Origin of the sequence: Erythrobacter sp. (genome assembly GCF_039988855.1) — a bacterium.
Lineage (GTDB): Bacteria > Pseudomonadota > Alphaproteobacteria > Sphingomonadales > Sphingomonadaceae > Erythrobacter.
In genome coordinates, this window is record NZ_JBDXIY010000017.1 from 115,056 (window position 1) to 138,869 (window position 23,814).

Below are 23,814 nucleotides of genomic sequence, written 5' to 3' on the forward strand. Positions count from 1 at the left end.
TTGATTTGCAACCTATAGCAAGGCACGAGGTCGTCAACGCTGGTTATGATGACGTTACGGCATGCGTATCTTTGCAATTTTCGCGGTCAACTATGCTTGCAGGCGTCGCGCAAATGACCATAACGTTAGCGTAAATCTCAAAGAACAATTGGAGAGGAGTCGGTTAATGTCCGATCTGGAAAATTTCCGCCAAGAAACCCGGGCATGGCTAGAGGCCAATTGCCCTGAGGAAATGCGCAAGCCCGTGCGCGATGACGCAGATGTCTATTGGGGCGGTCGCAACGCATCATTCCAAAGCGATGCCCAAAAAGCATGGTTCGAAGCGGCCCGCGATAAGGGTTATACGGTTCCTTCATGGCCCAAGGATTATGGCGGTGCAGGGCTTGCGCCTGCGGAAGCCAAGATTTTGCGTCAGGAAATGGCTCGTATCGGCGCGCGCCCGCCGCTTTCAAGCTTTGGCATCTGGATGCTTGGCCCTGCTCTTTTGAAATTTGGTACAGAAGGCCAGAAGAAGCGTTTCCTTACCGAAATTGCGCGCGGAGAAATTCGTTGGTGTCAGGGGTACTCGGAACCAGGCAGCGGCTCTGACCTCGTTTCCATGCAGACCTTCGGCGAAGACAAAGGCGATCACTGGGTCGTCAATGGCCAGAAGATTTGGACGTCTTACGCCGACAAAGCTGATTGGATATTCTGCCTTGTCCGCACCAATAAGGAAGACAAATATAAGGGCATCACCTTCATGCTCTTCGACATGACAGGCGAAGGCGTGGCGACCAAGCCAATCCTGCTGATCAGCGGCAATAGCCCGTTTTGCGAGACCTTTTTCGACAACGTCAGCGTTCCAAAAAGCTATGGCGAGGATTGCCCTGGATACGTGGGTGAAATCAATCGCGGCTGGGATGTCGCCAAATACCTGCTTGGCCACGAACGCGAGATGATTTCTGGCATGGGCGGCGGTGAGCGCACCACAGCCATCGGCACAGCGATGAAACGCCTTGCAGGCAAAACCGGCGATGATCTTGATCCTGTTCTGCGCAGCGAGATGGCACTATTCGACGTGGACGCATTAGCGTTTACCGCGATGGCCGAGAAATTCATGGACGAGATGAAGGCTGGCAAGGGGCACCCCGCTCAACCGAACATGATGAAATACGTCGGCACCGAAATTAACAAACGCCGTCACGAGCTTATGATGAGCGCCGGTGGTTCGCGGGCGCTTGAATGGGAAAGCGAAGAGATACGTGGTGGTAAGGCCCCACGCGACTGGCTGCGTACCAAAGCAAACTCGATCGAAGGCGGTACGTCGGAAGTGATGCTCAACGTTATTTCGAAACGCATCCTTGAATTGCCCGGTGGTTGATCGGCTCAACTAAGCACAAGAATTGGAATACCCCCTTCGCATTGCCTTCAAAGGCTAGGAAGGTCGGGACAGGAGATAGAAAATGCCTCTGTTTCACACAGAAGATCAGGCGATGCTCGCCGACAGTGCCTCAGGTTTTATGGCCGAAGAGGGCAATATCAAAAAACAACTGCGCCATTGGCGTGACCGGGATTGCCCGGATGGATTTGGCCATGCGCTTTGGAAACAAATGGGCGAAATGGGCTTTACAGGAATGCTGGTCGGCGAAGATGATGGCGGACTAGGTATGGGCCACGTCGAAGCGGGGATTGTTCTCGAAGAGATCGGCCGCAATTTGACCCCTTCGCCGTTCCTGACTTCATCAGTTCTCGCCGCGACGGCGTTTGGTCACGCATCTTCTGATCTCAAAGGACGGTATTTGCCGGGCCTGATCGAGGGTGAGAGCGTGTTTGCGGTTGCCATCGATGAGACTGCAAAACACCGTCCAAGCCGCATCGCGACCAAAGCTGAAAGGTCGGGCAATGGCTTCAAGCTCACCGGTTCAAAGAGCTTTGTCATCCAAGGCGCAAGTTCCGACATGATTGTTGTCGCTGCGCGTACCAGTGGCTCGGATGAGGACGAAGACGGGATCACCCTCTTCGCAGTGCCAAAAGACGCGGCGAACATGAACCAAGAACCGGTGCGCCTCGTCGATTCATCCATGGCAAGCCACATCAAGTTCGACGGCGTTGAGCTCGATGGAGATGCTGTCATCGGCGAGGTTGATGGTGGCCGCGAAATTCTCAATGCGATGCTCGCTGCTGGCCGTCTGGGTGCAGCTGCCGAAGGGGTGGGCGTTGCAGGCGGCGCGATGGATATGACCCTCGACTACCTCAAACAACGTAAGCAATTTGGCAAAGTGATTGGCGAGTTCCAAGCATTGCAACATCGTGCTGCACATCTGTATTCCGAGGTCGAAATCGCCCGCGCTGCCACCATCAAGGCACAGCAATTGCTCGACGCCAATCAAAGAGATGGGGGCGCGCTATCGGCAGATTTGATGACTTCGGTTGCTAAAGCCAAGGTTTCTAGAGCCGCTGGCCTTGCCGTTAAGGAAGGCGTTCAAATGCACGGCGGGATCGGCATGACCGATGAATACGACATCGGCCTCTACATGAAACGTGACCGCGCACTGCAAGAATTCCTTGGCGATGCTTACTTCCACGCGAACCGCGTGGCTGAGCTCAGCGGCTATTAAAAGAGAGAATAACACATGGATATCAATTCACTTTTCAGCCTCGAGGGCCGTGTCGCTCTCGTCACGGGCGGTTCACGTGGCATCGGCAAAATGATCGTCGAGGGGCTCCTTGCCGCGGGTGCGGAGCGTGTCTACATCTGCGCCCGCAAGAAAGATCAGGTGGACGCAACCACCGCAGAATTGGGTGAGAAAGTTATCGGGCTTGTCGCTGATCTTAGCCAGATGGATGGCATCCAAGCGCTCGCCGATGAAATCGCTGCCCGCGAAGACAAGCTCGACATTCTGGTCAACAATGCAGGGGCCGCTTGGGGTGAACCTTTCACCAAGTTCAGCGAGGCGGGTTGGCACCGCACGATGGACCTGAATGTCAAAACACCTTTCTTCCTGACGCAGAAGTTGCATGGCCTTTTGAAAGCTGCTGGTACGGCAGATCGTCCTGCAAAAGTCCTTATGATCGCGTCGATCGATGGAATGAAAACCAACCCATGGCCAACCTATCCTTATCAGGCGTCAAAAGCTGGCCTCATCCACTTAACGCGCCGAATGGCGGCTGAATTGGTGAACGATAATATCATCGTCAATGGCATTGGCCCGGGCGCTTTCCCAAGCGATATGAACAAAGCAGCGCGAGACAATGAAGCCATGGTTGAACGCGGCATCCCATCAAAGCGCGTAGGCGATACAATGGACATGGCAGGCGGCGCGATTTACCTGCTGAGCCGTGCCGGCGACTATGTGGTCGGTACCACCCTCGCAATCGATGGCGGTGTGGTGAACGCCAATGTCGGCGCTGGCAATTTTGTCGACCCGTCGGGCGACTAATTGGACGATTGGGCCGGGTGTCTAATTGATGGAATACAGCCAAAGAGCAGTTTTCACTCTTTTGGAATGAACAAGCCCCAACTCCTACATTTGAAATGCCCCGCCTTACCCGCGGGGCTTTTTGATTTTGACAAAAGGTATCGCAAAACAAGAGATTGACTGGCTGTCATCGACCATTTCAGACTGCGGCAAAGTCCTACGGTTTCTCAGCGTCCTTGTGTAACAAATACCGTATCGCACGCGAACACATGAAGAGAGCCGCGTGCAAGCTTGCGCGGCAATGGAGAGTGTCCAATGTCTTTATCTCGCCGCAACCGTATTTTGCTCACCTTAAGCGTCCTTGGTCTGACAGGGGGGAGTGTTCATATGGCATCGGCGCAAGATGCGTTGCCCCCGCCTGATTTCAGCGATGAGACCCTCATACCTGAAGCTCCGACAGAAATCTCACCGGACAATCAAACGTCCTTGGACATGATCGCAGAGGTAATCGAAGCGCTTGATGCTGAGGCGACGCGTAATGGCAACAATTGGCAGTTCACCCTCGAGGAGCAAATGCTCATCGTGGTGACTGATGTCAATGCAGGCCGGATGCGAATTATCACCCCGATTGCGGAAAGCAATACGCTTCCTGAGGAGGCGTTGGAGCGGTTGATGCAAGCCAATTTTGATACGGCATTGGATGCGCGTTATGCGATTGGACAAGGCTTAGTGTGGAGCGTGTTTATCCACCCTCTCGACAGTCTCACCACGCGCGATTTTGCGAGCGGAGTGCTCCAGACCAAGTCGCTCGCCGATACATTTGGGACCACCTTCTCAAGCGGCGCACTCAATTACGGAGGCGGGGACAGCGCCGGGATTTTGGAAGAGCAATTGAAGGAACTGCTCGAGCAATTGGAGCAAAACGAGGCGGTGTGAGAAGAGTTGACGCCTTGAAATTTCGAGTCAGTCAAACACCTCAAGATGGCAAAGCCGAATAGAGTCCATACCCGTTTTGTTTGTTTCAAGAGGGTGGAATCTCAGAAGCCGCTGCTGGGCTTGTTTCAAGCCAATAGCCACCGAGCACATCAAACAGATGCACCCGCTCAAACTTGCGTTAGAAGCGTGTAGGGTTTGCGTGGATATTCTCACAACCCGAAGTCCCGGAACCGTCATCTGGCAAGATGAGTTTCAGGTTGTCGCGGAAGCTGATGCGGGAAAGTTCTAAATCAACCCATCAACTCGCGCACAAACGGGATCAGCCCCGTCTGGCGCGTACGGCGCATGCGTTCTGCGTCTAGGATCTTGCGCACTTGTTCAAAACACGCGTCCATTGAGTCATTGACGACGACATAGTCATATTCGGCCCAGTGGCTGATTTCATCGCGGGCACGTTCCATCCGGCCATCGATCACTTCAGTTGTGTCCTGTCCCCGGCTTTCCAATCTGCGCCGCAGTTCTTTGAGGCTGGGAGGAAGCACGAAAACGGTGACGACGTCCTGATCGTCCTTTTGCTTCAACTGCTGCGTGCCTTGCCAATCGATGTCGAACAGGTAATCCTGCCCCTCTTTCAAACCCTTACGGATAGCGCCTTTGGGTGTGCCATACCGATTGTCGAACACCGGGGCCCATTCGTAAAAGTCGTCCTCTTCCACCATCTGGTCAAATTCAGCGTCAGAGACGAAGTAGTAATCTTTGCCGTCGACTTCGCCTGGACGCGGTGCACGCGTCGTGGCTGATACAGACAGTTGAATGTCTTCATCTTCGGAGAGCAGTTTGCGTGACAGCGTCGTCTTACCTGCGCCTGAAGGCGAAGATAGGATGAAGAGGAGGCCGCGGCGGGCGAGTTTATCAGTGTCTGCGGTGTCGCTCATATTTTGGCGTTGCACACGATTGCGCGTTTAAATCAAGTCTCACAGTAAGGTTACTGTTGCTTACCCCGCCGTTGTACCCGGAGTTTTGAACGCGTTTCGCGGACGGCTTTCCCGCGTTCGTAAAGTGATTTTGCAAGCAGTCCGCCGGCGACAAGGCCAAGCCCAGCACGTGATTTCTTGGCTAGTGACGCAGCGCCGTACAGTCCCACTGAAGTCAGTAAAGAGCGCCCATCCACCGCATCTCGTTCTCCGCTCTCGCGTTTCCGCGCATCGACTTTACTGATATCAGCATTGACGCGCCCGCGCATTCGGTCCGCAACCCCGCGCAGTACGATCTCGGCAATGGCAAGATTGACCGCGGTACCAGTGGAAGGTGCAGGAGGCAGCTTACTTGTCTTCGATGTGCCCTCAGCCTTGAAGCTGGTGCCGTCGGAATTGGCAGGCTTTGTCATAGGCTCCAGCGTTATTTCTTGCGCCCGAAATCGACAGTAACAACGTTAGAACCTTCGCCTTCTTCGCCGTCGTCTTCAGGGATTACCTTTGCCGACGCAGAGCCGTTTTCGCCATCGTTCTCAGCAAACTCATGTTCTTCTGGTTCAAGCTCATCGCCGGACGCCTGGAATTGCAGGCCGAAATCGACTGCCGGGTCCACAAAGGCTGTGATCGCAGCAAAGGGAATGTCCAGCTTTGCCGGAATTTGGTTGAAGGAAAGTCCCACGCCAAATCCATCATCGCGCACTTCCAATTCCCAAAACTTGTTCTGGAGTACGATGGTCATTTCATCGGGGAAACGTTCGCGCAAATGATCGGGGATGGATACGCCCGCCGCGCCCGTCTTAAAGGTGATGTAGAAATGGTGATTGCCCGGAAGCTCGCTCCCGCCAGCGAGAATTTCGCCGAGCACACGCCCGACCACAGCGCGGAGCGCTTCTTGCACGATTTCATCGTAAGGGATGAGGCTATCAGGCGTATCTTCTGTCATTACAATTCAGACTCGTGACGAGACGCGCCGTCCGGGTCAAGCATTTCATGCATGAATGGCTGTCACATTTGGTAAGAGGGTCAAACGCGCCGCTAATTCTCTGGGTGTGAACGCTTGCAAGGAAGAGCAGCGGGTTTATAGGCTTGGCACTATGGCTTCTGGAACACGCACCTTGGCAAGAACAGGCAAAATTGAGCGGATAACCGCTGAGACGTCGATTTTCATCACCATTGATTTGGATGGGACGGGGAAATATGATGTTTCCACCGGGATTGGCTTTCTCGATCATATGGTTGAACAGTTTGCCAAGCACTCCCTCATCGATGTGACGATGAAGGTCGAAGGCGATCTGCATGTCGATCAGCACCACACGACCGAAGATTCGGCAATTGCTCTGGGGCAGGCACTTTCTGAGGCGTTGGGCGATAAGGCGGGAATTGGCCGTTATGGCAGCGCCTATTCACCAATGGATGAGACATTGAGCCGGGTGGCTCTGGATATATCTGGGCGACCCTATTGTGTGTGGAATGCCAAATTTTCTCAGGAAAAACTGGGTGAATGGGACACTGAGCTTATCCAGCACTGGTTTGAAAGTGTTTCGCAAAGCGCCGGCCTAACGCTGCATCTTGAGCTGCTATACGGCACCAACAACCACCACATATGCGAAAGCCTCTTTAAAGGGTTCGCACGCGCCATGCGAAATGCGGTTGATCGCGACCCAAGGAAAGGCGAGGCGATCCCCAGCACTAAGGGGCAGCTTGGTGGATAGTAGCGTCGCCCTGATTGATTACGGGGCAGGCAATCTCCATTCGGTGCACAACGCTCTCAATGCAGTAGGTGCCAATGTCACGGTAACGGCGGACGCCGATGTGGTGCGCAAGGCCAGCCGTATCGTGCTACCCGGGGTGGGTGCATTTAAGGCGTGTGCCAACGGACTGCGCGCGGTTCCCGGAATGGTTGAAGCGCTCGAAGATCGGGTCAAAAACGGAGGTGCACCCTTCCTCGGTATTTGTGTGGGCATGCAATTGCTCGCAACGCGCGGACTGGAACACGGCAATCACGAAGGGCTGGGTTGGATACCCGGAGAGGTCAAACGCATCACACCCCATGATCCGGCTATCAAGATCCCGCATATGGGCTGGAATGATATCGCGCTTATGCCCCATGCGAAAGAGCATACGGTTGTGGAAGCAGGTGAAGCCTACTTCTTGCATTCATACCATTTTGTTGCCGAAGACCCCTATCACGTGACGGCTCTGACCGATCACGGGGAGGGGCTTGTTGCTGCTGTTACACGTGGCAATATTTGCGGGGTGCAATATCACCCCGAGAAGAGCCAAGGTTTTGGGTTGGCGACCCTGACACGTTTTCTGGAGTGGAAACCATGATCGTATTCCCAGCCATTGATCTTAAAGGCGGCGAGGTTGTTCGCCTTGCTGAAGGCGATATGGACCGCGCCACTATCTACGGCGATGATCCAGCCGTCCAAGCGATGATCTTTTCCGAGAGCGGCGCTGAGCATTTGCATGTGGTGGACTTAGACGGGAGCTTCGCAGGCGAGGCGCGCAATGTCGAAGCGGTGAAGTCGATCATTGAGCGCTTTCCCGGATATGTGCAACTGGGCGGCGGCATCCGCGATGCGAGCGCCGTAGAAGGCTGGTTCAACCTTGGTGTGGCCCGCATTGTGATGGGCTCTGCGGCTCTCAAAGACCCCGAATTCGTCAAAGAGATGGCCCGTGAATGGGAAGGCGGCATTGTCGTTGCCGTGGACGCGAAAGACGGAATGGTCGCAACCGAGGGGTGGGCCGAGGTGTCCGATGTTCCCGTGGTGGACTTGGCTCGCCGGTTTGAGGATGCAGGCGTTGCCTCACTCCTCTTTACCGACATTGGCCGTGATGGTTTGCTCAAAGGCGTCAATATTGATGCGACCGTGGAGCTGGCTCAGCGCGTCGACATCCCCGTGATTGCCAGCGGCGGGGTGAAAGGCATTTCCGATATCCACATCCTCTCAATCCAAGCGCACCTTGGTATTGAAGGCGTGATTACGGGGCGTGCGCTTTATGAGGGTAAGCTTGATCTGGCCGCGGCGATCCAAATGGGGGCGCGGGAGTGATTGAGCCAATTGTTCTATTCGGCTTGGCCTGCATCTTCGGGTTGCTCGCGGTTCGTGATCTGCGTGCCAAGGAAGTGGGCTTTGCAATTGTGTCATTTCAGCGCGCTCTGCAGCCAGTCAAATACTGGATATCAGTCGCTTTTGAGGCTTTGCTAGCGACACTCTGCGGGCTTTTAGCAATCGTTGCATTTCTAGCGCCACCATTGGACTGCGATGATGAGGTTTGCACGATAACCTTGGAGCCGGTGGCGCAATGACCGTCCGTATCCGCGTCATCCCCTGCCTTGACGTCGCCGATGGGCGCGTGGTGAAGGGTGTGAACTTCGTCGATCTCAAGGATGCTGGTGATCCGGTGGAGCAGGCGCGCGCATATGATGCAGCGGGGGCGGATGAGCTTTGCTTTCTCGATATCTCGGCCAGTCACGAAGGGCGCGGCACGTTGCTTGATATCGTCAAGCGCACAGCGGAAGTGTGCTTTATGCCGCTGACAGTTGGCGGCGGCGTGCGCAGTGTGCAGGATGCGCGCGCACTGCTCCTTGCAGGCGCAGACAAAGTTGCGATCAATTCCGCAGCAGTCGCTCGGCCTGAATTGGTGAGCGAAATTGCCGCCCGCTTCGGCAGCCAATGTGTGGTCGCCAGTGTCGATGCGCGGCGGGTTTCTGACGGCAAATGGGAAATCTTCACTCACGGCGGACGCAAACCCACCGGGATTGATGCGGTCGAATATGCCAAACACGTCGCTGAGTTTGGAGCGGGCGAATTGCTTGTGACCAGCATGGACGGCGACGGGACGCAGGCAGGCTATGACCTTGAGCTTACCCGCACGATTGCAGACGCGGTCTCCATCCCGGTGATCGCGAGCGGCGGCGTCGGCAATCTCGGCCACCTTGTCGATGGCGTGACCAAAGGCGGGGCAAGCGCAGTGCTTGCCGCTTCAATCTTTCATTTCGGCACGCATTCCATCGCAGAGGCGCACGACGCTTTACGCCAAGCGGGCTTGCCTGCGCGCAGCACTTGAGCAAAGACCGGAAACATGGACACACTTAAACGCCTTGAAGCCACGATTGCGGAGCGCATGAATGCATCGCCCGACACGTCCTACGTTGCAAAGCTATATTCCAAAGGCACGTCCAAGATCGCACAGAAAGTGGGCGAAGAGGCGACCGAAGTGGTGATTGCGGCCATGACAGGGATAAACGATGAACTGGTCAGCGAAAGCGCCGATCTCCTCTTCCACCTGCTTGTCCTATTGCAAGCTCAAGGGGTGAGCCTTGAGGATGTGCTGGCCGAACTCGACAGGCGCGAAGGCCTCTCGGGGCTCGATGAGAAAGCAAGCAGGAGCGAATAAGATGCCAATCGACCCTACGCTTCCCTATGACCGGAACAACATCTTTGCCAAAATCCTGCGCGGGGAAATCCCATCGAACAAGGTTTATGAGGATGATTGGGCCTTCGCTTTTGAGGACATCAATCCTCAGGCCGAAGTACACACACTTGTGATACCCAAGGGCGAATATGTGAGCTGGGACGATTTCAGCGCGCGAGGTTCAGACGCAGAGATTGGCGGATTTGTGCGCGCGGTGGGTGCAGTTGCACGGGCCAAAGGATTGGTAGAACCCGGCTATCGCCTGATGGCCAATATCGGACAGCACGGCGGGCAAGAAGTTCCGCATCTCCATGTGCACATCTTTGGCGGGCAATTCTTAGGGCGCATGATCGCCTGAATTGGGCTCGTCTTATCGTACAGACGATTCATTCTGTCGACATTCATGTGGGCCGGTGCAGTTGCGGGTGGAATGCAAGACCTACACGCGCTAACTCGAGCATATTATGGTTAAACCTAACCCTCGCACCCCGAATTTTCCGGGCGGCGTCCTTGACGGCCCGCGTCACCTTTACGCGGTTAGGGTCTATTATGAAGACACCGATCTCTCCGGAATAACCTATCACGCTAATTACTTACGTTGGTTTGAGCGGGCACGCTCTGACCTTTTGAGGCTGCTCGATATAGATCAACGTTCCGCGATTGAGAGCGGGGAGGGCGCATGGGCGCTGTCCGAGGTGAACCTCAAATATCTGCGCCCAGCACGGCTAGACGATGATGTGGTGATCGAGACCACCTGTACAGAGCTAGGCGCAGCGTCGTGCCGGATGCACCAGATCGCACGGCGTGGAGGCGAGGCTCTGTGCGAGGCAAGCCTTCGTGTGGGCTTTATTTCACTTGAAGGCCGCCCACGTCGCCAACCTGCCGGATGGCGGGCGGCTTTTCAGACATTTATGGACCAGAAGGATAATTGATAGCGTGCATTTAAACCAACTAAGCGCTGTTGCAGCTGAAGTCGCAGGCGATGTGGCTGGTGCGACACGGCTCGACCCTCTCGAGCTGTTTCTTGCTGCCGACATCGTGGTGCAGGCTGTTATAATCGGCCTAATCCTTGCCAGCATTTGGAGCTGGACGATTATCGTGGCCTTTTTCCTGAAGCTCGGCAGGTTGAACAGTACCAGCCGGGAATATGAAGGTGATTTTTGGTCAACCAATGACCGCGAAGGCGCCTTATCGAAAAGTAAACGCACCTCGATTCCCGCTGCCCGCGTCGCCGGCGCTGGTTTGGATGAATGGAAGCGTTCGACCAAAAATGGCTCCCCGGATCGCGGAGCTGCCCGTGAACGCATTGGACAGGCGATGGAAAGTCAGGTTGCCGAAGAAGCGGATGAATTGGCGGGCAAGCTTACATTTCTTGCCACCACGGGTTCTGTCGCACCCTTTGTCGGCCTGTTCGGCACCGTTTGGGGCATTATGAATAGCTTTTTCCAAATTGGCGAAACGCAGTCGGCTTCGCTCGCCGTGGTGGCGCCTGGCATTGCAGAGGCTCTGTTTGCGACCGCAATTGGTCTGTTTGCCGCAATCCCGGCTGTGATTTTTTACAACCGTCTTTCAAATTCGGTGAACCAGTATGAGGCAAAGCTCCACCGTTTTGCCGACAAGGTTCACGCAGGGTTGAGCCGTGAATTGGACAAAGTGTAATGGGGATGGGTGTTGCCTCATCCGGTCGTAGGCGCGGCAAACGCACAAGGCGCGCTGCAATGGCGGAGATCAACGTCACGCCTCTGGTCGATGTGATGCTGGTGCTGCTCATCATTTTTATGGTGACGGTGACTTTGCCAGCGGTGGGGGTTCCGATTGAGCTTCCTGAAAGCCGGGCGAACCCAGTTGAGGAATTGCCAGATCAGGTTAACATTTCTGTCGACAATGCAGGCCGGATCTATGTCGAAAATGAGCCAGTCGCCTCCGGCGGTTTTGCTGATGCCTTGGCATCCATTCGGCGCAATGACGGCGAACAACCATTGATTGTTCTTCGCGGTGATACGGCTCTGGATTACGGTAGAGTGATGGCCGTGATGGGGGAGCTGAACCGTGCTGGGTTTAAATCGATATCGTTGGTCACCGACGGTTCAGACGCAGCGCCATAGCGACAGGAACAATGACCCAAAGGACCTATCACAAAGAAGATGGAACCGGCCTTGGTGTCGCAGTCATCTTGCATACTGCTCTTGCGGCGGTCCTTGTTATGCAATTTCAACAATCCAAACCTGTGACATTTGGCGGTGACGGTGCGATTGCGGTCACGATCGAAGATGGCTTTGATGAAGCAGGCAGCTCAACCTCGCTCGGTATTCCCGACGCGCTTGATACAGTTGAGGAACCTACACCGGAAACGCCGGAGACGGTGGATGAACCCGTGCCAGACGAAGCGCCGGCCCGTCCAGATCCGGCGCCGCGCCCACAGCCAATCCAGCAAGCCAATAGAAATCCCTCTCAGACTTCGCGCGGCCAACAAACTGGACAGCGTGATAGCAGCGGTGACACCGGCTTTTCTGATGCATTTGGGGACGGTGAAGGAACGGGAAGCGCAGAGGCGGTTAAGGCAGACATCAAGGTCAGCATCGGCCAGCAAGTTTCGCCGCAATGGAACCGGTGCAGGGTAACTGGCCTTGATATCGAGAAACTCAGTGCCACTGTGGCCTTCAGCATGGATCGCAGCGGCAAGATCACCAACATCGGCGAACCGCGCGTTCGCGGAACCAACCCCAGCAATTCTGCGCAAGCCGGACGGTTTGGGGAATGCGCTGAACGCGCGCTAAAGCTCGTCGGAACCTTCCGAGGCCTTCCGCCAGAGCATTATGACTTGTGGCGCAATTACCAATTTAGATTTGTGAAGAAATAGGTTGAAACGACAGAACATGAGAATTCTTCTTACCATTTCCGCACTCGTAGCGCTTAGCGCTGCGCCCGCCTTGCAGGCGCAAGAGGAGAGTACACCAGTCCTCGAAAGCGACACCATCACCGCGCAAACGGACGATCAACAACCCGTAGGGACGGAGACTGTTGTCGGGTCGCTTGATGGGGATGATTTGGAAATTGCGATTGCGGCGTTTGCGCCTGACCAAGATGTGGCCACCCCTGCTAATGCGAACGGTACCGGCGCGCTCGGTGTGGAGTTGGCCCGTGTTATCACTGCGAACTTGCGCAATAACGGGCTGTTTCGTCCCACTGGACCTGACGCCTTACCGCGGCCCGAATTTGCGCAAATTCGGGCGCCAAGTTGGGGCATCTGGACACGGCGTGATAGCGAGATGCTCGTCCAAGGCTATGTCCAAGCGCGCAGTGATGGAAAGCTTGTTGTTGGCTGTTATCTGTTCGATGTAGCGCTTCAAGAAGAGCTAATCCGTGAAGGATATGTTGTGGTCCCATCCGATTGGCGACGCGCGGCACATAAATGCTCTGACCTTATTTATGCGCGCCTCACCGGCGAAGACCCCTTCTTCGATAGCCGTATCGCCTATATCGCGGAAACTGGCCCCAAGGATAACCGGGTCAAGCGTCTCGCTGTGATGGATTCCGACGGAGCAAATCACCGCTTCCTAACGCTTGGTAGCGCCACAGCGCTGACCCCGCGTTACTCACCCGACTATTCCAAGATCATGTATCTGTCTTACGTCGATGGGAACCCGCGCATTTATGTCTATGATATTGATAGCGGCAAACAAACGCTGGTGACCGAAAATCAAAGCCCGACGCTCGCACCGCGCTGGTCGCCGGATGGAAGCTCGATCCTTTATTCCATGGCTGTGGCCGGAAACACCGATATTTATCGCATTTCTGTGAACGGAGGCCGACCAACGAGGCTCACCGATACGCCGGGCATTGATATTGGCGGGTCCTATTCGCCCGATGGCCGCCGGATTGTCTTTGAAAGCGACCGCTCAGGCACACAGCAGTGTTATGTCATGGATGCAGATGGTTCTAATCAACGCCGGATTAGCTTCTTTGGCGGACGCTGCGCTACGCCTGAATGGAGCCCGCGCGGTGACCAAATCGCTTTTACGCGCATTGCTGGCGACTTTAATGTCGCGGTTATGACTCCATCTGGCAGTAACCTTCGGGTGCTTACGAACGGATGGCAAGATGAGGCTCCGACTTGGGCTCCAAATGGCCGCATTATCCAATTCTTCCGGACAACGCGCAATTCAGGTCGATCCTCTTTGTGGCAAGTTGATCTGACTGGCCGGAACGAAAGGAGATTGCCGACCCCAGTTGACGCATCAGACCCCGCATGGGGACCGATCCGGCCATAAACCCCGCATACCGCACAAGACTCGCATTTGCCGCATATCCCCTATAACCTTGACCTAAACCCTCGCTGGTGAAGTTTCACCTGGCCCAAAATCGGAGAGTAAATTCATGACCTTCTCTGCACGCAAGACCGCAACAATCGTTTTGATGACTTCTGCATTGGCTCTGGGAGCTTGTGCAAAGAAAGCGCCGCCGGAACTTCCACCAGCACCCGCTGCGACGCCGGCGCCGACACCTACGCCAACCACCGGCCCGACCACACCGATCGGACCAACCGTGGGTTCGCAGGCGCATTTTGAGCGGGCTGTTGGCTCTTCAACCACAGTCTTCTTTGATACCGACCGTTTTAACATCGACAGCACGGATGCCGCTGCTTTGCAGGCGCAGGCACAGTATTTTGCCCAATTTTCGCAAGTGACCTTCACCATTGAGGGGCATACCGATGAACGCGGAACCCGCGAATACAACTTGGCTTTGGGTGAACGCCGCGCCAATTCGGCGAAGAACTATCTCGTCAGCCTTGGCGTAAACCCAAACCGCATTCGTACGGTTAGCTATGGTAAAGAGCGCCCTGTGGCACTTGGTTCTAATGCTGAGGCATGGGCACAAAACCGCCGCGCTGCGAGTGTTATCATCAACTAATCAAGAGATTAAGAGATTGACGCGCTCGCTCTTATTTGAGAGCGGGCGCGTTCTAATTTCGGGCTTTAAGCTTATCGCTCGCCATTGATCTGGGTCAAGATTTGCACAATCGGCCCATTGCTGCCGCCAAAGTGCACCCGATCATCGTTGTCCGCGCGCGCAAATAGGCACAGGCAAACGAGCGCAAAGGCGCTGAATAGGCTTGCTTTTTGCAATTGAAGGCTCATGAGATTGGCCCAAGGTCCCTTTGGTTGAGCGGTGCTCTCTAGTACGCATATATGAATGAGTTATTGCATTGCAACATTGCAATTTAAAACTTGTTACCTCGCCAATGCACCTATCTTCCCTTTGTGAGCGAGAACCCCTAGACAGCCAGCGTGACTGATCCGACGAATAACATGCTTAGACCTAGCGAAATTCCTCATGCCTAAGGCGCGGCGCTCAAACGATTGGGGGTTTCCGCGCTGGCGTGGTTATACTGAGTCGCGAGAGGCGACCACTGTGCGCCTTTGCGACCGGCATGGTTGTGATGAGCCGGGCGATTGCCCCGCACCCAAAGCCCCCAATAGCCCTGACAAATGGTATTTTTGTCAGAAACATGCCGCTGAATACAATTCCAAATGGGATTATTTTGAAGGGCTCGACAAGGCGGAGAAGGCAGCGCGCGCCAAGGCGGAACGGCAGGAATCTGAAGGATATGCCGAGGCGTCACATTATGGCTGGACGGGTTCGGGCGATGGATCGCGAAGCGCCGATGAAATGCGCGCTTTGGAACTGTTGGAATTGCAAGCAGATGCCGATTTCACGGCCATTAAGAAGGCGTATCGGGCTAAGGCAAAGCTGGTGCATCCAGATGTAAAACCAGGCGATGACGAAGCAGCGCAGGAATTTCAGAAACTTCAGGTAGCCTATGATGTTCTTCGAATGGCGGAAGAACGGCGCGAATGGAAAGGTTAGCTTCAATGCGTATCTTGGCTTTTGCTGCCAGCAATTCAAGTGTCTCAATCAACCAACAATTGGCTCAATACGCGGCAAGCCTTGCAGAGGGCGCTGTGGTTGAGATGCTCAACATCCATGACTACGAAATGCCGATCTATCGGTATGACCGTGAAGAAGAGAGCGGAATTCCGCAATTGGCCCACGATTTCCTAACTAAGATTGGCGCAGCAGATGCGGTGATTGTCTCTTTTGCAGAGCACAATGGCACCTATTCCGCTGCTTTTAAGAACCTGTTTGATTGGTGCAGCCGGATCGGCCGCGATGTCTGGCAGGGCAAGCCGATGCTCTTGCTGGCAACCTCGCCCGGCGGACGGGGCGGTCAAAGTGTGCTGGATTTCGCCGCTAGCTCTGCGCCGCGCTTTGGCGCAAATGTTGTAGGGCACTTGGCTGTACCAAGCTTCGGAGAGAGCTTTGATCCCAAAGATGGGACAATGACGAATGCGGCGCTTGATGAAGAGCTTAGCAGGCTCGTCGCAGCGCTTTCATCGAGCGCCAAAGGCTAGATTGGCCGCTCATCGCAGTTGCTATGCGATAGTCACAGCCACTTGGTCAAAGTTACCAGCCGCAAGATCATCGGGCGAAATCCAATATTGCAACACGCGTCCACCGAATTTGTGATGGGGCCCCGCGCCGCTTGGCAATTCAAGCAGCAGAATATCTTGATTGGCCCGCTGCACAATCACGCCTGATGTCTCACTTGGTGGGCCAAACATGCGAACCGGAGTTTGGGCGAGAACATGGCCTTTGCCACTTTGTTCGCAAACTTCACATTCGGTAGCGAGCGCGTGTAAATGCATAGCTTCGTCGATCCACCGCGCCGGGACTGCGTCAAACGCGTCGCTGCCAATGCCTAAGCTTAAATCGACCGCTTCTTCGAAAACTGAAGAGACTTCAGAGCCTAGAATGCTGCTGCGTTCATTGAACCACTGCCAGATGTCGTCGGCAATGCTCTGGTCTAATCGTTCTTCTGCGGAACGCTGGGTTCCCAAAAGATAGACTTCCTTGGCTTCCTCGCGCCAACCTGCAAATTGAGCCTCTAGGTCCTCGTTAGAAAGGCCGGGGTAAAGAGCCTCCGCGAGCGCACGATCGGGTTGGTCAAGCGCGGCAATCATCCGACTGGCGATAACTCTTATCGCGCCAAAATCATGAGGAAACGTGGGAAAAGGCCGGGCATGATCTTGGCGCGGGCTGTCGCCGTCATCAACAAGCTGTTTGAGCGCAACACCATTCTTTTGAATGTCCAAGAGAGCGTCAGAGATATCTTGCTGAGACCAGGCAATACCTGCGTCCGCATCGGCGTTGGGATATTTCAATGCGATTGATGCAAATGGGAAACGCGGCAAGGTGCGCGGTGCGAAGTCATTGCCATTCTCAATGGCCCCGGTGCATCCGCTCATCAGCGATGCTGAGTCTTTGCCAAGCGCTGGTCCTGCATCTTTGGGCAGAGGGACGGGCTTCCATGTGCGAACGGGACCACGGTGGTGAATGAAGGTGTGGCTAGACAAAAAGTCATCATCACCGTCATAAGCATTGTTGATGAAACAGTAGAGCAAGCCTTCTTGAGGCAAGAGGCCAGTTGGGTCTTGCTTTGACAGGTGAGAGCAGTCCCACTGCATCACGAATTGCAGCGGTGCCCCGCCTTGCGCACCGCGCTCGCGTGGCCATTGGAAATCTTCAGGACCAATCGGCTGACCGCCAAAAAACGAAAGTCCGTCTGCCTCAATGGATTGCGGCACGAATTGCCGGAACACGATGGGGTTCCCGCGCGCAATTGACACTTCGGCCGGCATTGGTGGCTCGAACTCGATGGGGTCGCCCTGTGTAACTATTGGGCTTTCACTGACCAGTGTTTCGTCGTCGCTCGGCTCTGGTTCATTTGTCGCAAATGCTGTGACCGAATCTGCCGTTGCGGCTGAGGCTGACGCTGGGACTGAGGCTGGGACTGCAACCTCGCAACGATCCTCCAGCTCAGCATCGTTCGCTTCGTCCAATTCTTCTTCGCTGGTGCCTGTTTCGGTTTCAATTTCGGAAAACTCTGCTTCAAGAGCTTCTTCCTCGAAAGCTCCTTCAACCTCGTCTGAGACGATGTGTTCCCCACTGCTGATTGCAACATCTTCAGCTTCATAAGCTTCATCTTGTGTGTCGCTTGGCGAACTGTCGTCAATCAATGCGTCGTCTTCCATTACGCGATCTTCAGGCAATTCCTCGACGTCATTCAATTGGTCGCCTGCAGGCGTGCCGCTCTCGCGTTCAGCGCCCCCAACCAATGACCTGCGACGCCGGCCTTCGGGGACCGCCGGAACCGGAGAATCAGCATGAGGTGCCGCAAAAGGCGCTTCGCTTTCTTCCGAATTAGGAGCTTCGAGAGCGTTGTGCGCTGCTTCATCGAGGCTGGGCTTCATTAGGCTCTTGCGGCGCCACAGCAAAACCGCCAGCCCGCCGACCGCAAGAATGAAGCCTCCAGCCATGAGTGCTAGAGCTGCATAAAGCCCGGAGCTAAACATCGCGAGCAAAAGGTCAAAGCGCATTGCAGCATCTCCAGTGAGATCGGTCGAGGAAGGTTCATCGCATTCATGCGAGGAGCCACCTTGGAAGCGATAGTCTGTTTGCACCTAGTAAAAGTTGGTCAACTCATAGTTAACGTAAACCACAGTTAAATCTATGGTTTACGTAGCTGAACAAGGATCGTCTGGCAGCTGGGTGCGCTATTCCCGGTTTCGAGAAGCGCTGTTGATCGCGGATGGCGGATTGTCATTCCACCACGGCGTATCGGTCCATGGGCGCACATCCACTTCGAAGCTCCAGCAGCTGCGATGCTGGTGGGCAAGGTGCCAGTATGTTTCAGCCAGTGCCGCGGGATCCAAGACTCCATCCTCACCCTTTGACGCCTTGTAGGCCTCGAATTTGTCTCCGAGTAATCGGCCCAGCGTGTCAGGCGCGTCGACGGGTCCATCGACCACAATATGGCTGATATGGATGCCTTGGGGGGCAAATTCAGCGTTGAGTGTTTGGCAAAGCATGCGCCGGCCACCAATTGCGGCGGCGTGGCTGTGTTGTCCTGCATTGCCGCGCATCGCTGAGGTGGCTGACGTCACCAGCAAAGCCCCGTGCCCGCGTTCGATCATTGCTGGCAGCATGGCTTGTGCAAGGCGGAAAAGCGCAAAGCTGGTCATTCGCCAGCCAAGTTCGAATGCCTTGTGCGGCGTGTCGAAGAAAGGCCGATTGCCGATCTGCGCGCCCAAGTTGAACAGACAAACTTCAATCGGGCCGATGTCGCGCTCAATGCTCTTAACCAGTTCTTCGATTGTGCCGTCTTCAACCGCGTCGATTAGCACGCCGGTTGCATTGCCGCCTTCCGCCTCAATTTCGGAGACCGTCCGGTCGAGCCCCTCTTGGTCAGAGCGCCTTGCCAACACCGCGTGATAGCCGCCTTTGGCAAAGCGCTTGGCCGTGTTGCCACCAATCCCAGCGCCTGCGCCAAGGACAAGGCAAACAGGTTTTCGTTTGTCGTTCACTGAGGCTTCCTCTCTCCCAAACGGATCTGGGAGAGAGGTTAGTCTGCAAATCAGACGTAGTCTAGCGCTTGCTCGAAGTCTGCAATAAGATCGTCTGGGTCTTCGATGCCGATGCTTATCCGTACAAGGCTATCTGTAATGCCGAGCGCTGCGCGGCGCTCTTCGGGGACTGACAAGTGCGTCATTGATGCCGGGTGGCTTGCCAGTGTCTCCGTACCGCCAAGGCTTACCGCCAGTTTTGCGATTTGCAGATTGTCTAGGAAACGGAAGCATTCTGCCTCGCCGCCCCTGATGAACACGCTGAAGGTGGAGCCAGCGCCAAGGCAATGGCGGTCGTAGATGTCTTGTTGGCTCGCATCCTCGATCATGCCTAGATAGCCGAGGCCTGTGACCTTTGGATGATCCCTGAGGAAGGCACAAACCTTGGCGGCGTTCTCGCCAGCGCGCGCCATCCGCAATTCTACCGTCTCAAGGCTGCGCAGAAGCATCCATGCCGTGTTCGGATCGACGATCCCCCCCATGGTGTTGCGCAGAGCGCGCACCGGGTCCATCCACTTTTTCGCGCCCGCAATGCTGCCAGCCACAAGGTCAGAGTGCCCACCGACATATTTGGTGAGCGAGTAAGCAACAATATCCGCGCCGTGGTCGAGTGGGCGCTGCCACAAGGGCCCCAAGAATGTGTTGTCGATTGCAATGGGGCATGGCTTGCCAAGCACCTTGTCGCGCGCTGCCTTCACCGCTTGCACATCAACCAGAGCATTGGTCGGATTGCCTGGACTCTCGAGATAAATCATCGCGACCTTACCGCCGTTTTCGCCTGCTTGGCATTTGGCTTTGCTGATGACCTCTTCGATTTCCTCTGGAGACGCGCCTGCGGGGAAGTCGACATAGGTAACGCCGAACTTGGACAGGACCTTTGCAACAAAACCCTCGGTTGCAGCGTACAAAGGTCCAGAATGGACGATCACATCGCCTTGGCCGACATAAGCCATCATCAGGATGCAAATCGCGGTCATACCGCTTGAAAAGGTTAGCGCGTCCTCGGCTCCGTCCCAGATTGCAAGCCGGTCTTCGAGGATTTCCTGGTTGGGCCCGTTGAAGCGCGAATAGACAAGCCCTTCTGCCCCGCCGTCACGCTTGCCGGTGATGCCTTCAAAGTGGCGTTTGCCGTCTGCCGCGCTTGGGAAAGCGAAGGTTGACGTCAAAAAGATTGGTGCTTTGAGCGATCCTTCTGACAAGGTTGGATCGTACCCATGTCCCATCATCAAGGTCGATGGCTTCAATGGGCGACCACCGATTTCGGAGCGTTCGGGCTTGGGTTTTCTGCGCGGGGTTGGGTTTCCAGTTGCGTCGATTGCGTCGGTCATGATGCCGAAGTCCTTCCAGGTCTAGGTCCCCAGGAAGGCAGGGACTCACATTTGTGAGGCCGATGGGGCACCCGCTTCTAACCTCCGCAGAAGCGCCTCTCGCCAAAGACCCGTGTGCTGAAATGTGTCGATATGCTGAGACGGTTTCATGTGCAACCAGATTTCTCAGGGAAAACCGCAACTAAAGAAAAGCTGAATGGGATCATCTCCTTAGGAGAATCCGTAGGTCCGGTAAATGTAGCAGTAGAACTTCTGGAATAATCAGGATATTATCCTGCAAAAATTCGCTCTCGTGGTCGCGTTCAAAATAACCGAAGAGGCCGAGCTATCGGCCAAATGAGAGGCGATTATGAACGATCCATTTCAAATGCAGCGCGAGCTTCGCTACGGCGCGCCCGTGTGCGATCAGATACTCACCGGGCGGCACTTTTCCATTGGCTATTCCTGGTACTTCCGTCAAGCTAAGTGGACGCTTGAAGTTATTAACCGCAACCGCGATTTGGTGAATGATCCCGAAGGTGTTGAGCGCTTGGATAACTTCCGCGCCGATACTCGCATTCCCAAGCGTTTCCGCGCAGGACTCAAGGCTTATGCAGGCAGTGGGTTTGATCGCGGCCATCTGGTGGCCAGTGCCAATCAAGATCTGCAGGATGTCCAGAATTCTGAGACTTTCCTTCTCTCCAACATGTCGCCGCAAAGGCCAATGTTCAATCGCGGCGGATGGAAGAAGTTAGAGGAGGAAATTCGGGATCTCGACAGCCGTCCCAGCACCGTTGAAACCTATGTTCTTACCTGTCCCGTATTCTATTTCGGAGAGAAGGTTGAACGGATTGGAAAGGGCCAAGAAGATTTTGGCATCAGCGTGCCGGTCCCCCACGGTTTTATCAAAAGTGTGCTCGTTGAAAACAGGCGCGGCCGTTTTCGGTTGTGGACCTTTGAAATGCCCAACAAGAAACAAACCGCGCCGCTCGAAGATTTTCTGGTGAAGACGTATGATGCAGAGCAGATTGTCGGCGGACGGTTCTGGGACCGCATCTCGGGCGGTGACCTGCACACTTATAAGCGCAAAGCTGGAAAGATGTGGTGACCGGGGTCTTGGGCAGTCTGGTCTAAATAAGAGCAGCCATCCCCCAGACCAGGCCGACGATCAGGAATATTCCAAGGATATCCAGCACCATGCCCGCCCGTACTAGCTTCTCAATGCGTAGCCTTCCAGTGCTCCACGCAATCGCATTGGGCCCTGTGCCTGCAGGAAGGATGAAGCCCCAGCTCGCCGCAAGGGCAGCTGGCATGGCGATCAGGATCGCTGCTTCGCCAAGTCCAAGCCCCGCGGCAAGGCTTGCAACCACAGGGACAATGGCGCTGGCGGTCGCTACATTGCTGGCAAATTCGGTCACCAGAATCACCATGGCCACCACCGCCACAGCGACGATGACCAAGGGCAAGGCTTGAAGAGGGAGCAAGGATTGCCCAAGCCAATCGGCAAGACCGCTTGCTTGCATTCCTGCTGCCAGCGCCAAGCCGCCTCCAAACATCAAGATCACGCCCCAAGGGGCCCGGTTCGCCTCGTGCCATTTAAGGAGCGGGCGCGTCTTGCCGTCATCATTGGTTCCATCCGGCAGAAGGAACAGCAAAAGCGCAGCAATTACGGCGATCGTCCCGTCGGTCCAACTTCCATCAGGCAGGTAGGGCGCAACCCAGCGCCGCGTCATCCAAAGGGCGAAGGTAGTCGCAATGATTGGCACCAACCGCTTTTCAGCAGCCGACCATGCGGCTTGGTCGTCAATCGCGTTACGTGCCGCCGCTACATCAAAGGGGTGCGCATTGACCTTCTGAACCTTTGCAATGATGATGCATGCAAGCGGGACCCCGATGAGAACGATCGGAATGCCGAAAATCATCCACTGTGCAAAGCTGATCTCCAGCCCAATCATGTCGTCGAGCAGCTGCACCGCAATCCCATTGGTGGGTGAGCCCACAATGGTGCCAAGTCCGCCGATCGTCGCCGCAAAGGCAATGCCCATCGGAAGCGCGCCATAAATACCGGATGTTTCGGTGGGACCGTCTGCGCTTTGCAGTGAAGCTCCCCCTGCGAGTACAGCCAGCGCCATTGGCATCATAATGAGCGTGGTGGACGTGTTCGAGATCAGGCCGGATAGGATCGCCGCGCTGATCATAAAAGCCAAGAGCAATCGCACCTGTCCACCTTGGCTCCCAATCGACTTAAGGATCGCAAGACTCAGTCGCCGGTGAAGACCTGTCCGTTCAATCGCGAGTGCAATGAACGCGCCCCCAAGAAGCAGGAACAGGATGGGCGCGTAATAGGCGCTTGCCGTCTCACGTGCGGTCACCACCCCTGAGAGCGGCAAGCATACAAATGGAAGCAGTGCGGTCACGGGCAATGGAACTGCCTCTGTCATCCACCATGCGGCCATCCACACCACAAGGCCTGCGACAAGCCACGCCTCGGTGGCCATCCCGCCTGGGGCAGGCATCAAAGATGCGGCGGCGAAGGCCAAGGGCCCAAGGAAAAGGCCAATTCTTTTTGCGCTCATTGGGTTTTCTCGTCCGGGTCACAAGGATGTACTCATAGACTGGCAGTTTCGTGCGTGAGTGCAAGATTGAGCGTCGCTGGCCTGTGGAGCGATTTGCGCGGAGCAGAAAACACGCTACGTCTCACATCTATGCGCGATGACAGACCTATTGAGCTCGTTTCTCCCGCCGCTTCGTTAGAGACACTTTCCGGCACGCTTGCTGCTGCGTTTCAAGATGACCCGGCGCTCAGTTGGATTGTGGAGGATTCGGGTAAACGCGCAAAAATGCTGCCCGGCTTCTTCAAAGTGATGGCCCAGCAATCGCGGCGTCATGGCGAAATCTTGGCATCACCAGATCGCGGTGCTGTAAGTTTGTGGTATCCGCCGGGCGAAGTGAGTGATGGTTTGCTAGCCACTGCCTATGACAATCTACAGATGCTGTTAGGTTTTGGCCTGTCATTGCCGCGCGGCCTCAAAGTTGCCGAGGAAATGTACAAGCGTCATCCACGACCGCAGCCCTATTCGTACCTTCGCTACGTCGGCGTTGCGCCAGAGGCCCAAGGCAAAGGCTGGGGCGGGGCGATCGTGCGTGTAGGGGTCGCGCGGGCAGTGGAGCAGGGCACAGGCGTCCTGTTAGAGACCGCGACACCCGATAATGTCACGATCTACACCCGGCTTGGATTTGAAATTATCGAAGAATGGAAGGTGCCGGGCGGTCCTGATTTCTGGACGATGGTCCACCCGGCTCCTTGATACGC

At 55.4% G+C, this 23,814-nt stretch carries 28 protein-coding genes; 20 read left to right on the plus strand and 8 right to left on the minus strand.

What is annotated here, in order from left to right:
• Positions 1-166 precede the first annotated feature (166 nt).
• The 4 genes from ABJ205_RS11140 (at position 167) to ABJ205_RS11155 (ending at position 4,334) form a co-directional block, all read left to right on the plus strand.
• Entirely contained in the window at positions 167-1,360 is a 1,194-nt protein-coding gene (locus tag ABJ205_RS11140) for an acyl-CoA dehydrogenase family protein (protein ID WP_348159716.1), read from the plus strand.
• 82 nt (positions 1,361-1,442) lie between these two features.
• The gene (locus tag ABJ205_RS11145) at positions 1,443-2,597 is read left to right on the plus strand and encodes an acyl-CoA dehydrogenase family protein (RefSeq protein WP_348159718.1); all 1,155 of its coding nucleotides are present in this window, start codon (positions 1,443-1,445) and stop codon (positions 2,595-2,597) included.
• Positions 2,598-2,612: 15 nt separating this feature from the next.
• Positions 2,613-3,419, plus strand: coding sequence for an SDR family NAD(P)-dependent oxidoreductase (locus tag ABJ205_RS11150; RefSeq protein ID WP_348159720.1), 807 nt, complete (start codon positions 2,613-2,615; stop codon positions 3,417-3,419).
• A 294-nt stretch (positions 3,420-3,713) separates the two neighbouring features.
• On the plus strand, positions 3,714-4,334 hold the full coding sequence (locus tag ABJ205_RS11155) for a hypothetical protein (protein WP_348159722.1): 621 nt from the start codon (positions 3,714-3,716) through the stop codon (positions 4,332-4,334).
• Positions 4,335-4,624: 290 nt separating this feature from the next.
• Here ABJ205_RS11155 and gmk read toward each other — a convergent pair whose 3' ends face one another.
• The 3 genes from gmk to ABJ205_RS11170 are packed head-to-tail and all read right to left on the minus strand — an operon-like array spanning position 4,625 to position 6,251.
• Positions 4,625-5,269: a guanylate kinase gene (gene gmk / locus ABJ205_RS11160; protein ID WP_348159724.1), complete on the minus strand. Its 645-nt coding sequence runs from the start codon at positions 5,267-5,269 to the stop codon at positions 4,625-4,627.
• Positions 5,270-5,319: 50 nt separating this feature from the next.
• On the minus strand, positions 5,320-5,721 hold the full coding sequence (locus tag ABJ205_RS11165) for a hypothetical protein (RefSeq protein WP_348159726.1): 402 nt from the start codon (positions 5,719-5,721) through the stop codon (positions 5,320-5,322).
• Between the two features lie 11 nt (positions 5,722-5,732).
• Entirely contained in the window at positions 5,733-6,251 is a 519-nt protein-coding gene (locus ABJ205_RS11170) for a ClpXP protease specificity-enhancing factor SspB (RefSeq protein ID WP_348159727.1), read from the minus strand.
• A gap of 151 nt (positions 6,252-6,402) precedes the next feature.
• Here ABJ205_RS11170 and hisB point away from each other — a divergent pair, with 151 nt between their 5' ends.
• From hisB to pal, 12 genes are all read left to right on the plus strand, one after another.
• The gene (gene hisB / locus ABJ205_RS11175) at positions 6,403-7,020 is read left to right on the plus strand and encodes an imidazoleglycerol-phosphate dehydratase HisB (RefSeq protein WP_348159760.1); all 618 of its coding nucleotides are present in this window, start codon (positions 6,403-6,405) and stop codon (positions 7,018-7,020) included.
• Positions 7,013-7,639 (plus strand): imidazole glycerol phosphate synthase subunit HisH, encoded by a 627-nt coding sequence (gene hisH / locus ABJ205_RS11180; RefSeq protein ID WP_348159728.1) that lies wholly within the window; start codon positions 7,013-7,015, stop codon positions 7,637-7,639. The genes hisB and hisH overlap by 8 nt, the downstream gene beginning before the upstream one ends.
• The gene (hisA, locus tag ABJ205_RS11185; protein WP_348159730.1) at positions 7,636-8,364 is read left to right on the plus strand and encodes a 1-(5-phosphoribosyl)-5-[(5-phosphoribosylamino)methylideneamino]imidazole-4-carboxamide isomerase; all 729 of its coding nucleotides are present in this window, start codon (positions 7,636-7,638) and stop codon (positions 8,362-8,364) included. Before hisH ends, hisA begins: the two co-directional genes overlap by 4 nt.
• 253 nt (positions 8,365-8,617) lie before the next feature.
• Positions 8,618-9,382, plus strand: coding sequence for an imidazole glycerol phosphate synthase subunit HisF (hisF, locus tag ABJ205_RS11190; protein ID WP_348159731.1), 765 nt, complete (start codon positions 8,618-8,620; stop codon positions 9,380-9,382).
• Between the two features lie 15 nt (positions 9,383-9,397).
• Positions 9,398-9,712, plus strand: coding sequence for a phosphoribosyl-ATP diphosphatase (locus ABJ205_RS11195; protein WP_348159733.1), 315 nt, complete (start codon positions 9,398-9,400; stop codon positions 9,710-9,712).
• Position 9,713: 1 nt separating this feature from the next.
• Entirely contained in the window at positions 9,714-10,088 is a 375-nt protein-coding gene (locus tag ABJ205_RS11200) for a histidine triad nucleotide-binding protein (RefSeq protein ID WP_348159735.1), read from the plus strand.
• A gap of 106 nt (positions 10,089-10,194) precedes the next feature.
• Positions 10,195-10,662 carry a YbgC/FadM family acyl-CoA thioesterase gene (locus ABJ205_RS11205; RefSeq protein WP_348159737.1) on the plus strand — a complete coding sequence of 156 codons (468 nt, stop codon included), beginning with the start codon at positions 10,195-10,197 and terminating at the stop codon, positions 10,660-10,662.
• 4 nt (positions 10,663-10,666) lie between these two features.
• Complete coding sequence (gene tolQ, locus ABJ205_RS11210) at positions 10,667-11,389, plus strand: protein TolQ (RefSeq protein ID WP_348159739.1); 723 nt, start codon at positions 10,667-10,669, stop codon at positions 11,387-11,389.
• Positions 11,389-11,835 carry a biopolymer transporter ExbD gene (locus ABJ205_RS11215; RefSeq protein WP_348159741.1) on the plus strand — a complete coding sequence of 149 codons (447 nt, stop codon included), beginning with the start codon at positions 11,389-11,391 and terminating at the stop codon, positions 11,833-11,835. The genes tolQ and ABJ205_RS11215 overlap by 1 nt, the downstream gene beginning before the upstream one ends.
• 11 nt (positions 11,836-11,846) lie before the next feature.
• Positions 11,847-12,590: a hypothetical protein gene (locus ABJ205_RS11220; protein WP_348159743.1), complete on the plus strand. Its 744-nt coding sequence runs from the start codon at positions 11,847-11,849 to the stop codon at positions 12,588-12,590.
• 16 nt (positions 12,591-12,606) lie between these two features.
• Positions 12,607-14,001 carry a Tol-Pal system beta propeller repeat protein TolB gene (gene tolB / locus ABJ205_RS11225; protein ID WP_348159745.1) on the plus strand — a complete coding sequence of 465 codons (1,395 nt, stop codon included), beginning with the start codon at positions 12,607-12,609 and terminating at the stop codon, positions 13,999-14,001.
• A 106-nt stretch (positions 14,002-14,107) separates the two neighbouring features.
• The gene (gene pal, locus ABJ205_RS11230) at positions 14,108-14,641 is read left to right on the plus strand and encodes a peptidoglycan-associated lipoprotein Pal (protein WP_348159747.1); all 534 of its coding nucleotides are present in this window, start codon (positions 14,108-14,110) and stop codon (positions 14,639-14,641) included.
• 71 nt (positions 14,642-14,712) lie between these two features.
• Here the strand turns inward: pal and ABJ205_RS11235 are convergent, their stop codons facing one another.
• Positions 14,713-14,868 carry a hypothetical protein gene (locus ABJ205_RS11235; RefSeq protein ID WP_348159749.1) on the minus strand — a complete coding sequence of 52 codons (156 nt, stop codon included), beginning with the start codon at positions 14,866-14,868 and terminating at the stop codon, positions 14,713-14,715.
• 196 nt (positions 14,869-15,064) lie between these two features.
• Between ABJ205_RS11235 and ABJ205_RS11240 the strand changes: the two genes are divergently transcribed.
• Together ABJ205_RS11240 and ABJ205_RS11245 are read left to right on the plus strand one after the other, a co-directional pair.
• A complete protein-coding gene (locus ABJ205_RS11240; RefSeq protein WP_348159751.1) occupies positions 15,065-15,598 on the plus strand; it encodes a J domain-containing protein in 534 nt (177 codons plus the stop codon).
• A 5-nt stretch (positions 15,599-15,603) separates the two neighbouring features.
• Positions 15,604-16,143 carry an NAD(P)H-dependent oxidoreductase gene (locus tag ABJ205_RS11245; RefSeq protein ID WP_348159753.1) on the plus strand — a complete coding sequence of 180 codons (540 nt, stop codon included), beginning with the start codon at positions 15,604-15,606 and terminating at the stop codon, positions 16,141-16,143.
• A gap of 21 nt (positions 16,144-16,164) precedes the next feature.
• On the opposite strand, the gene ABJ205_RS11250 is transcribed toward ABJ205_RS11245, so the two are convergent.
• From ABJ205_RS11250 to ABJ205_RS11260, 3 genes are all read right to left on the minus strand, one after another.
• Positions 16,165-18,168, minus strand: coding sequence for a DUF1963 domain-containing protein (locus ABJ205_RS11250; protein WP_348159754.1), 2,004 nt, complete (start codon positions 18,166-18,168; stop codon positions 16,165-16,167).
• A 177-nt stretch (positions 18,169-18,345) separates the two neighbouring features.
• Entirely contained in the window at positions 18,346-19,155 is an 810-nt protein-coding gene (locus ABJ205_RS11255; RefSeq protein WP_348159756.1) for an SDR family NAD(P)-dependent oxidoreductase, read from the minus strand.
• Between the two features lie 50 nt (positions 19,156-19,205).
• Positions 19,206-20,522 carry a cystathionine gamma-synthase family protein gene (locus ABJ205_RS11260; protein WP_348159757.1) on the minus strand — a complete coding sequence of 439 codons (1,317 nt, stop codon included), beginning with the start codon at positions 20,520-20,522 and terminating at the stop codon, positions 19,206-19,208.
• A gap of 349 nt (positions 20,523-20,871) precedes the next feature.
• On the opposite strand from ABJ205_RS11260, the gene ABJ205_RS11265 reads away from it, so the two are divergent.
• On the plus strand, positions 20,872-21,609 hold the full coding sequence (locus ABJ205_RS11265; RefSeq protein ID WP_348159758.1) for a DNA/RNA non-specific endonuclease: 738 nt from the start codon (positions 20,872-20,874) through the stop codon (positions 21,607-21,609).
• 22 nt (positions 21,610-21,631) lie between these two features.
• On the opposite strand, the gene ABJ205_RS11270 is transcribed toward ABJ205_RS11265, so the two are convergent.
• Complete coding sequence (locus tag ABJ205_RS11270) at positions 21,632-23,077, minus strand: DASS family sodium-coupled anion symporter (protein ID WP_348510055.1); 1,446 nt, start codon at positions 23,075-23,077, stop codon at positions 21,632-21,634.
• Between the two features lie 54 nt (positions 23,078-23,131).
• Here ABJ205_RS11270 and ABJ205_RS11275 point away from each other — a divergent pair, with 54 nt between their 5' ends.
• Complete coding sequence (locus tag ABJ205_RS11275; protein WP_348160118.1) at positions 23,132-23,809, plus strand: GNAT family N-acetyltransferase; 678 nt, start codon at positions 23,132-23,134, stop codon at positions 23,807-23,809.
• Positions 23,810-23,814 lie beyond the last annotated feature (5 nt).

Bases quoted from the DNA above. Each gene is read 5' to 3' on its own strand.
- ABJ205_RS11140 (WP_348159716.1), top strand. From the start codon at position 167: ATGTCCGATCTGGAAAATTTCCGCCAAGAAACCCGGGCATGGCTAGAG.
- ABJ205_RS11145 (WP_348159718.1), top strand. From the start codon at position 1,443: ATGCCTCTGTTTCACACAGAAGATCAGGCGATGCTCGCCGACAGTGCC.
- ABJ205_RS11150 (WP_348159720.1), top strand. From the start codon at position 2,613: ATGGATATCAATTCACTTTTCAGCCTCGAGGGCCGTGTCGCTCTCGTC.
- ABJ205_RS11155 (WP_348159722.1), top strand. From the start codon at position 3,714: ATGTCTTTATCTCGCCGCAACCGTATTTTGCTCACCTTAAGCGTCCTT.
- gmk (WP_348159724.1), bottom strand. From the start codon at position 5,269: ATGAGCGACACCGCAGACACTGATAAACTCGCCCGCCGCGGCCTCCTC.
- ABJ205_RS11165 (WP_348159726.1), bottom strand. From the start codon at position 5,721: ATGACAAAGCCTGCCAATTCCGACGGCACCAGCTTCAAGGCTGAGGGC.
- ABJ205_RS11170 (WP_348159727.1), bottom strand. From the start codon at position 6,251: ATGACAGAAGATACGCCTGATAGCCTCATCCCTTACGATGAAATCGTG.
- hisB (WP_348159760.1), top strand. From the start codon at position 6,403: ATGGCTTCTGGAACACGCACCTTGGCAAGAACAGGCAAAATTGAGCGG.
- hisA (WP_348159730.1), top strand. From the start codon at position 7,636: ATGATCGTATTCCCAGCCATTGATCTTAAAGGCGGCGAGGTTGTTCGC.
- hisF (WP_348159731.1), top strand. From the start codon at position 8,618: ATGACCGTCCGTATCCGCGTCATCCCCTGCCTTGACGTCGCCGATGGG.
- ABJ205_RS11195 (WP_348159733.1), top strand. From the start codon at position 9,398: ATGGACACACTTAAACGCCTTGAAGCCACGATTGCGGAGCGCATGAAT.
- ABJ205_RS11200 (WP_348159735.1), top strand. From the start codon at position 9,714: ATGCCAATCGACCCTACGCTTCCCTATGACCGGAACAACATCTTTGCC.
- ABJ205_RS11205 (WP_348159737.1), top strand. From the start codon at position 10,195: ATGGTTAAACCTAACCCTCGCACCCCGAATTTTCCGGGCGGCGTCCTT.
- ABJ205_RS11215 (WP_348159741.1), top strand. From the start codon at position 11,389: ATGGGGATGGGTGTTGCCTCATCCGGTCGTAGGCGCGGCAAACGCACA.
- ABJ205_RS11220 (WP_348159743.1), top strand. From the start codon at position 11,847: ATGACCCAAAGGACCTATCACAAAGAAGATGGAACCGGCCTTGGTGTC.
- tolB (WP_348159745.1), top strand. From the start codon at position 12,607: ATGAGAATTCTTCTTACCATTTCCGCACTCGTAGCGCTTAGCGCTGCG.
- pal (WP_348159747.1), top strand. From the start codon at position 14,108: ATGACCTTCTCTGCACGCAAGACCGCAACAATCGTTTTGATGACTTCT.
- ABJ205_RS11235 (WP_348159749.1), bottom strand. From the start codon at position 14,868: ATGAGCCTTCAATTGCAAAAAGCAAGCCTATTCAGCGCCTTTGCGCTC.
- ABJ205_RS11240 (WP_348159751.1), top strand. From the start codon at position 15,065: ATGCCTAAGGCGCGGCGCTCAAACGATTGGGGGTTTCCGCGCTGGCGT.
- ABJ205_RS11245 (WP_348159753.1), top strand. From the start codon at position 15,604: ATGCGTATCTTGGCTTTTGCTGCCAGCAATTCAAGTGTCTCAATCAAC.
- ABJ205_RS11250 (WP_348159754.1), bottom strand. From the start codon at position 18,168: ATGCGCTTTGACCTTTTGCTCGCGATGTTTAGCTCCGGGCTTTATGCA.
- ABJ205_RS11260 (WP_348159757.1), bottom strand. From the start codon at position 20,522: ATGACCGACGCAATCGACGCAACTGGAAACCCAACCCCGCGCAGAAAA.
- ABJ205_RS11265 (WP_348159758.1), top strand. From the start codon at position 20,872: ATGAACGATCCATTTCAAATGCAGCGCGAGCTTCGCTACGGCGCGCCC.
- ABJ205_RS11270 (WP_348510055.1), bottom strand. From the start codon at position 23,077: ATGAGCGCAAAAAGAATTGGCCTTTTCCTTGGGCCCTTGGCCTTCGCC.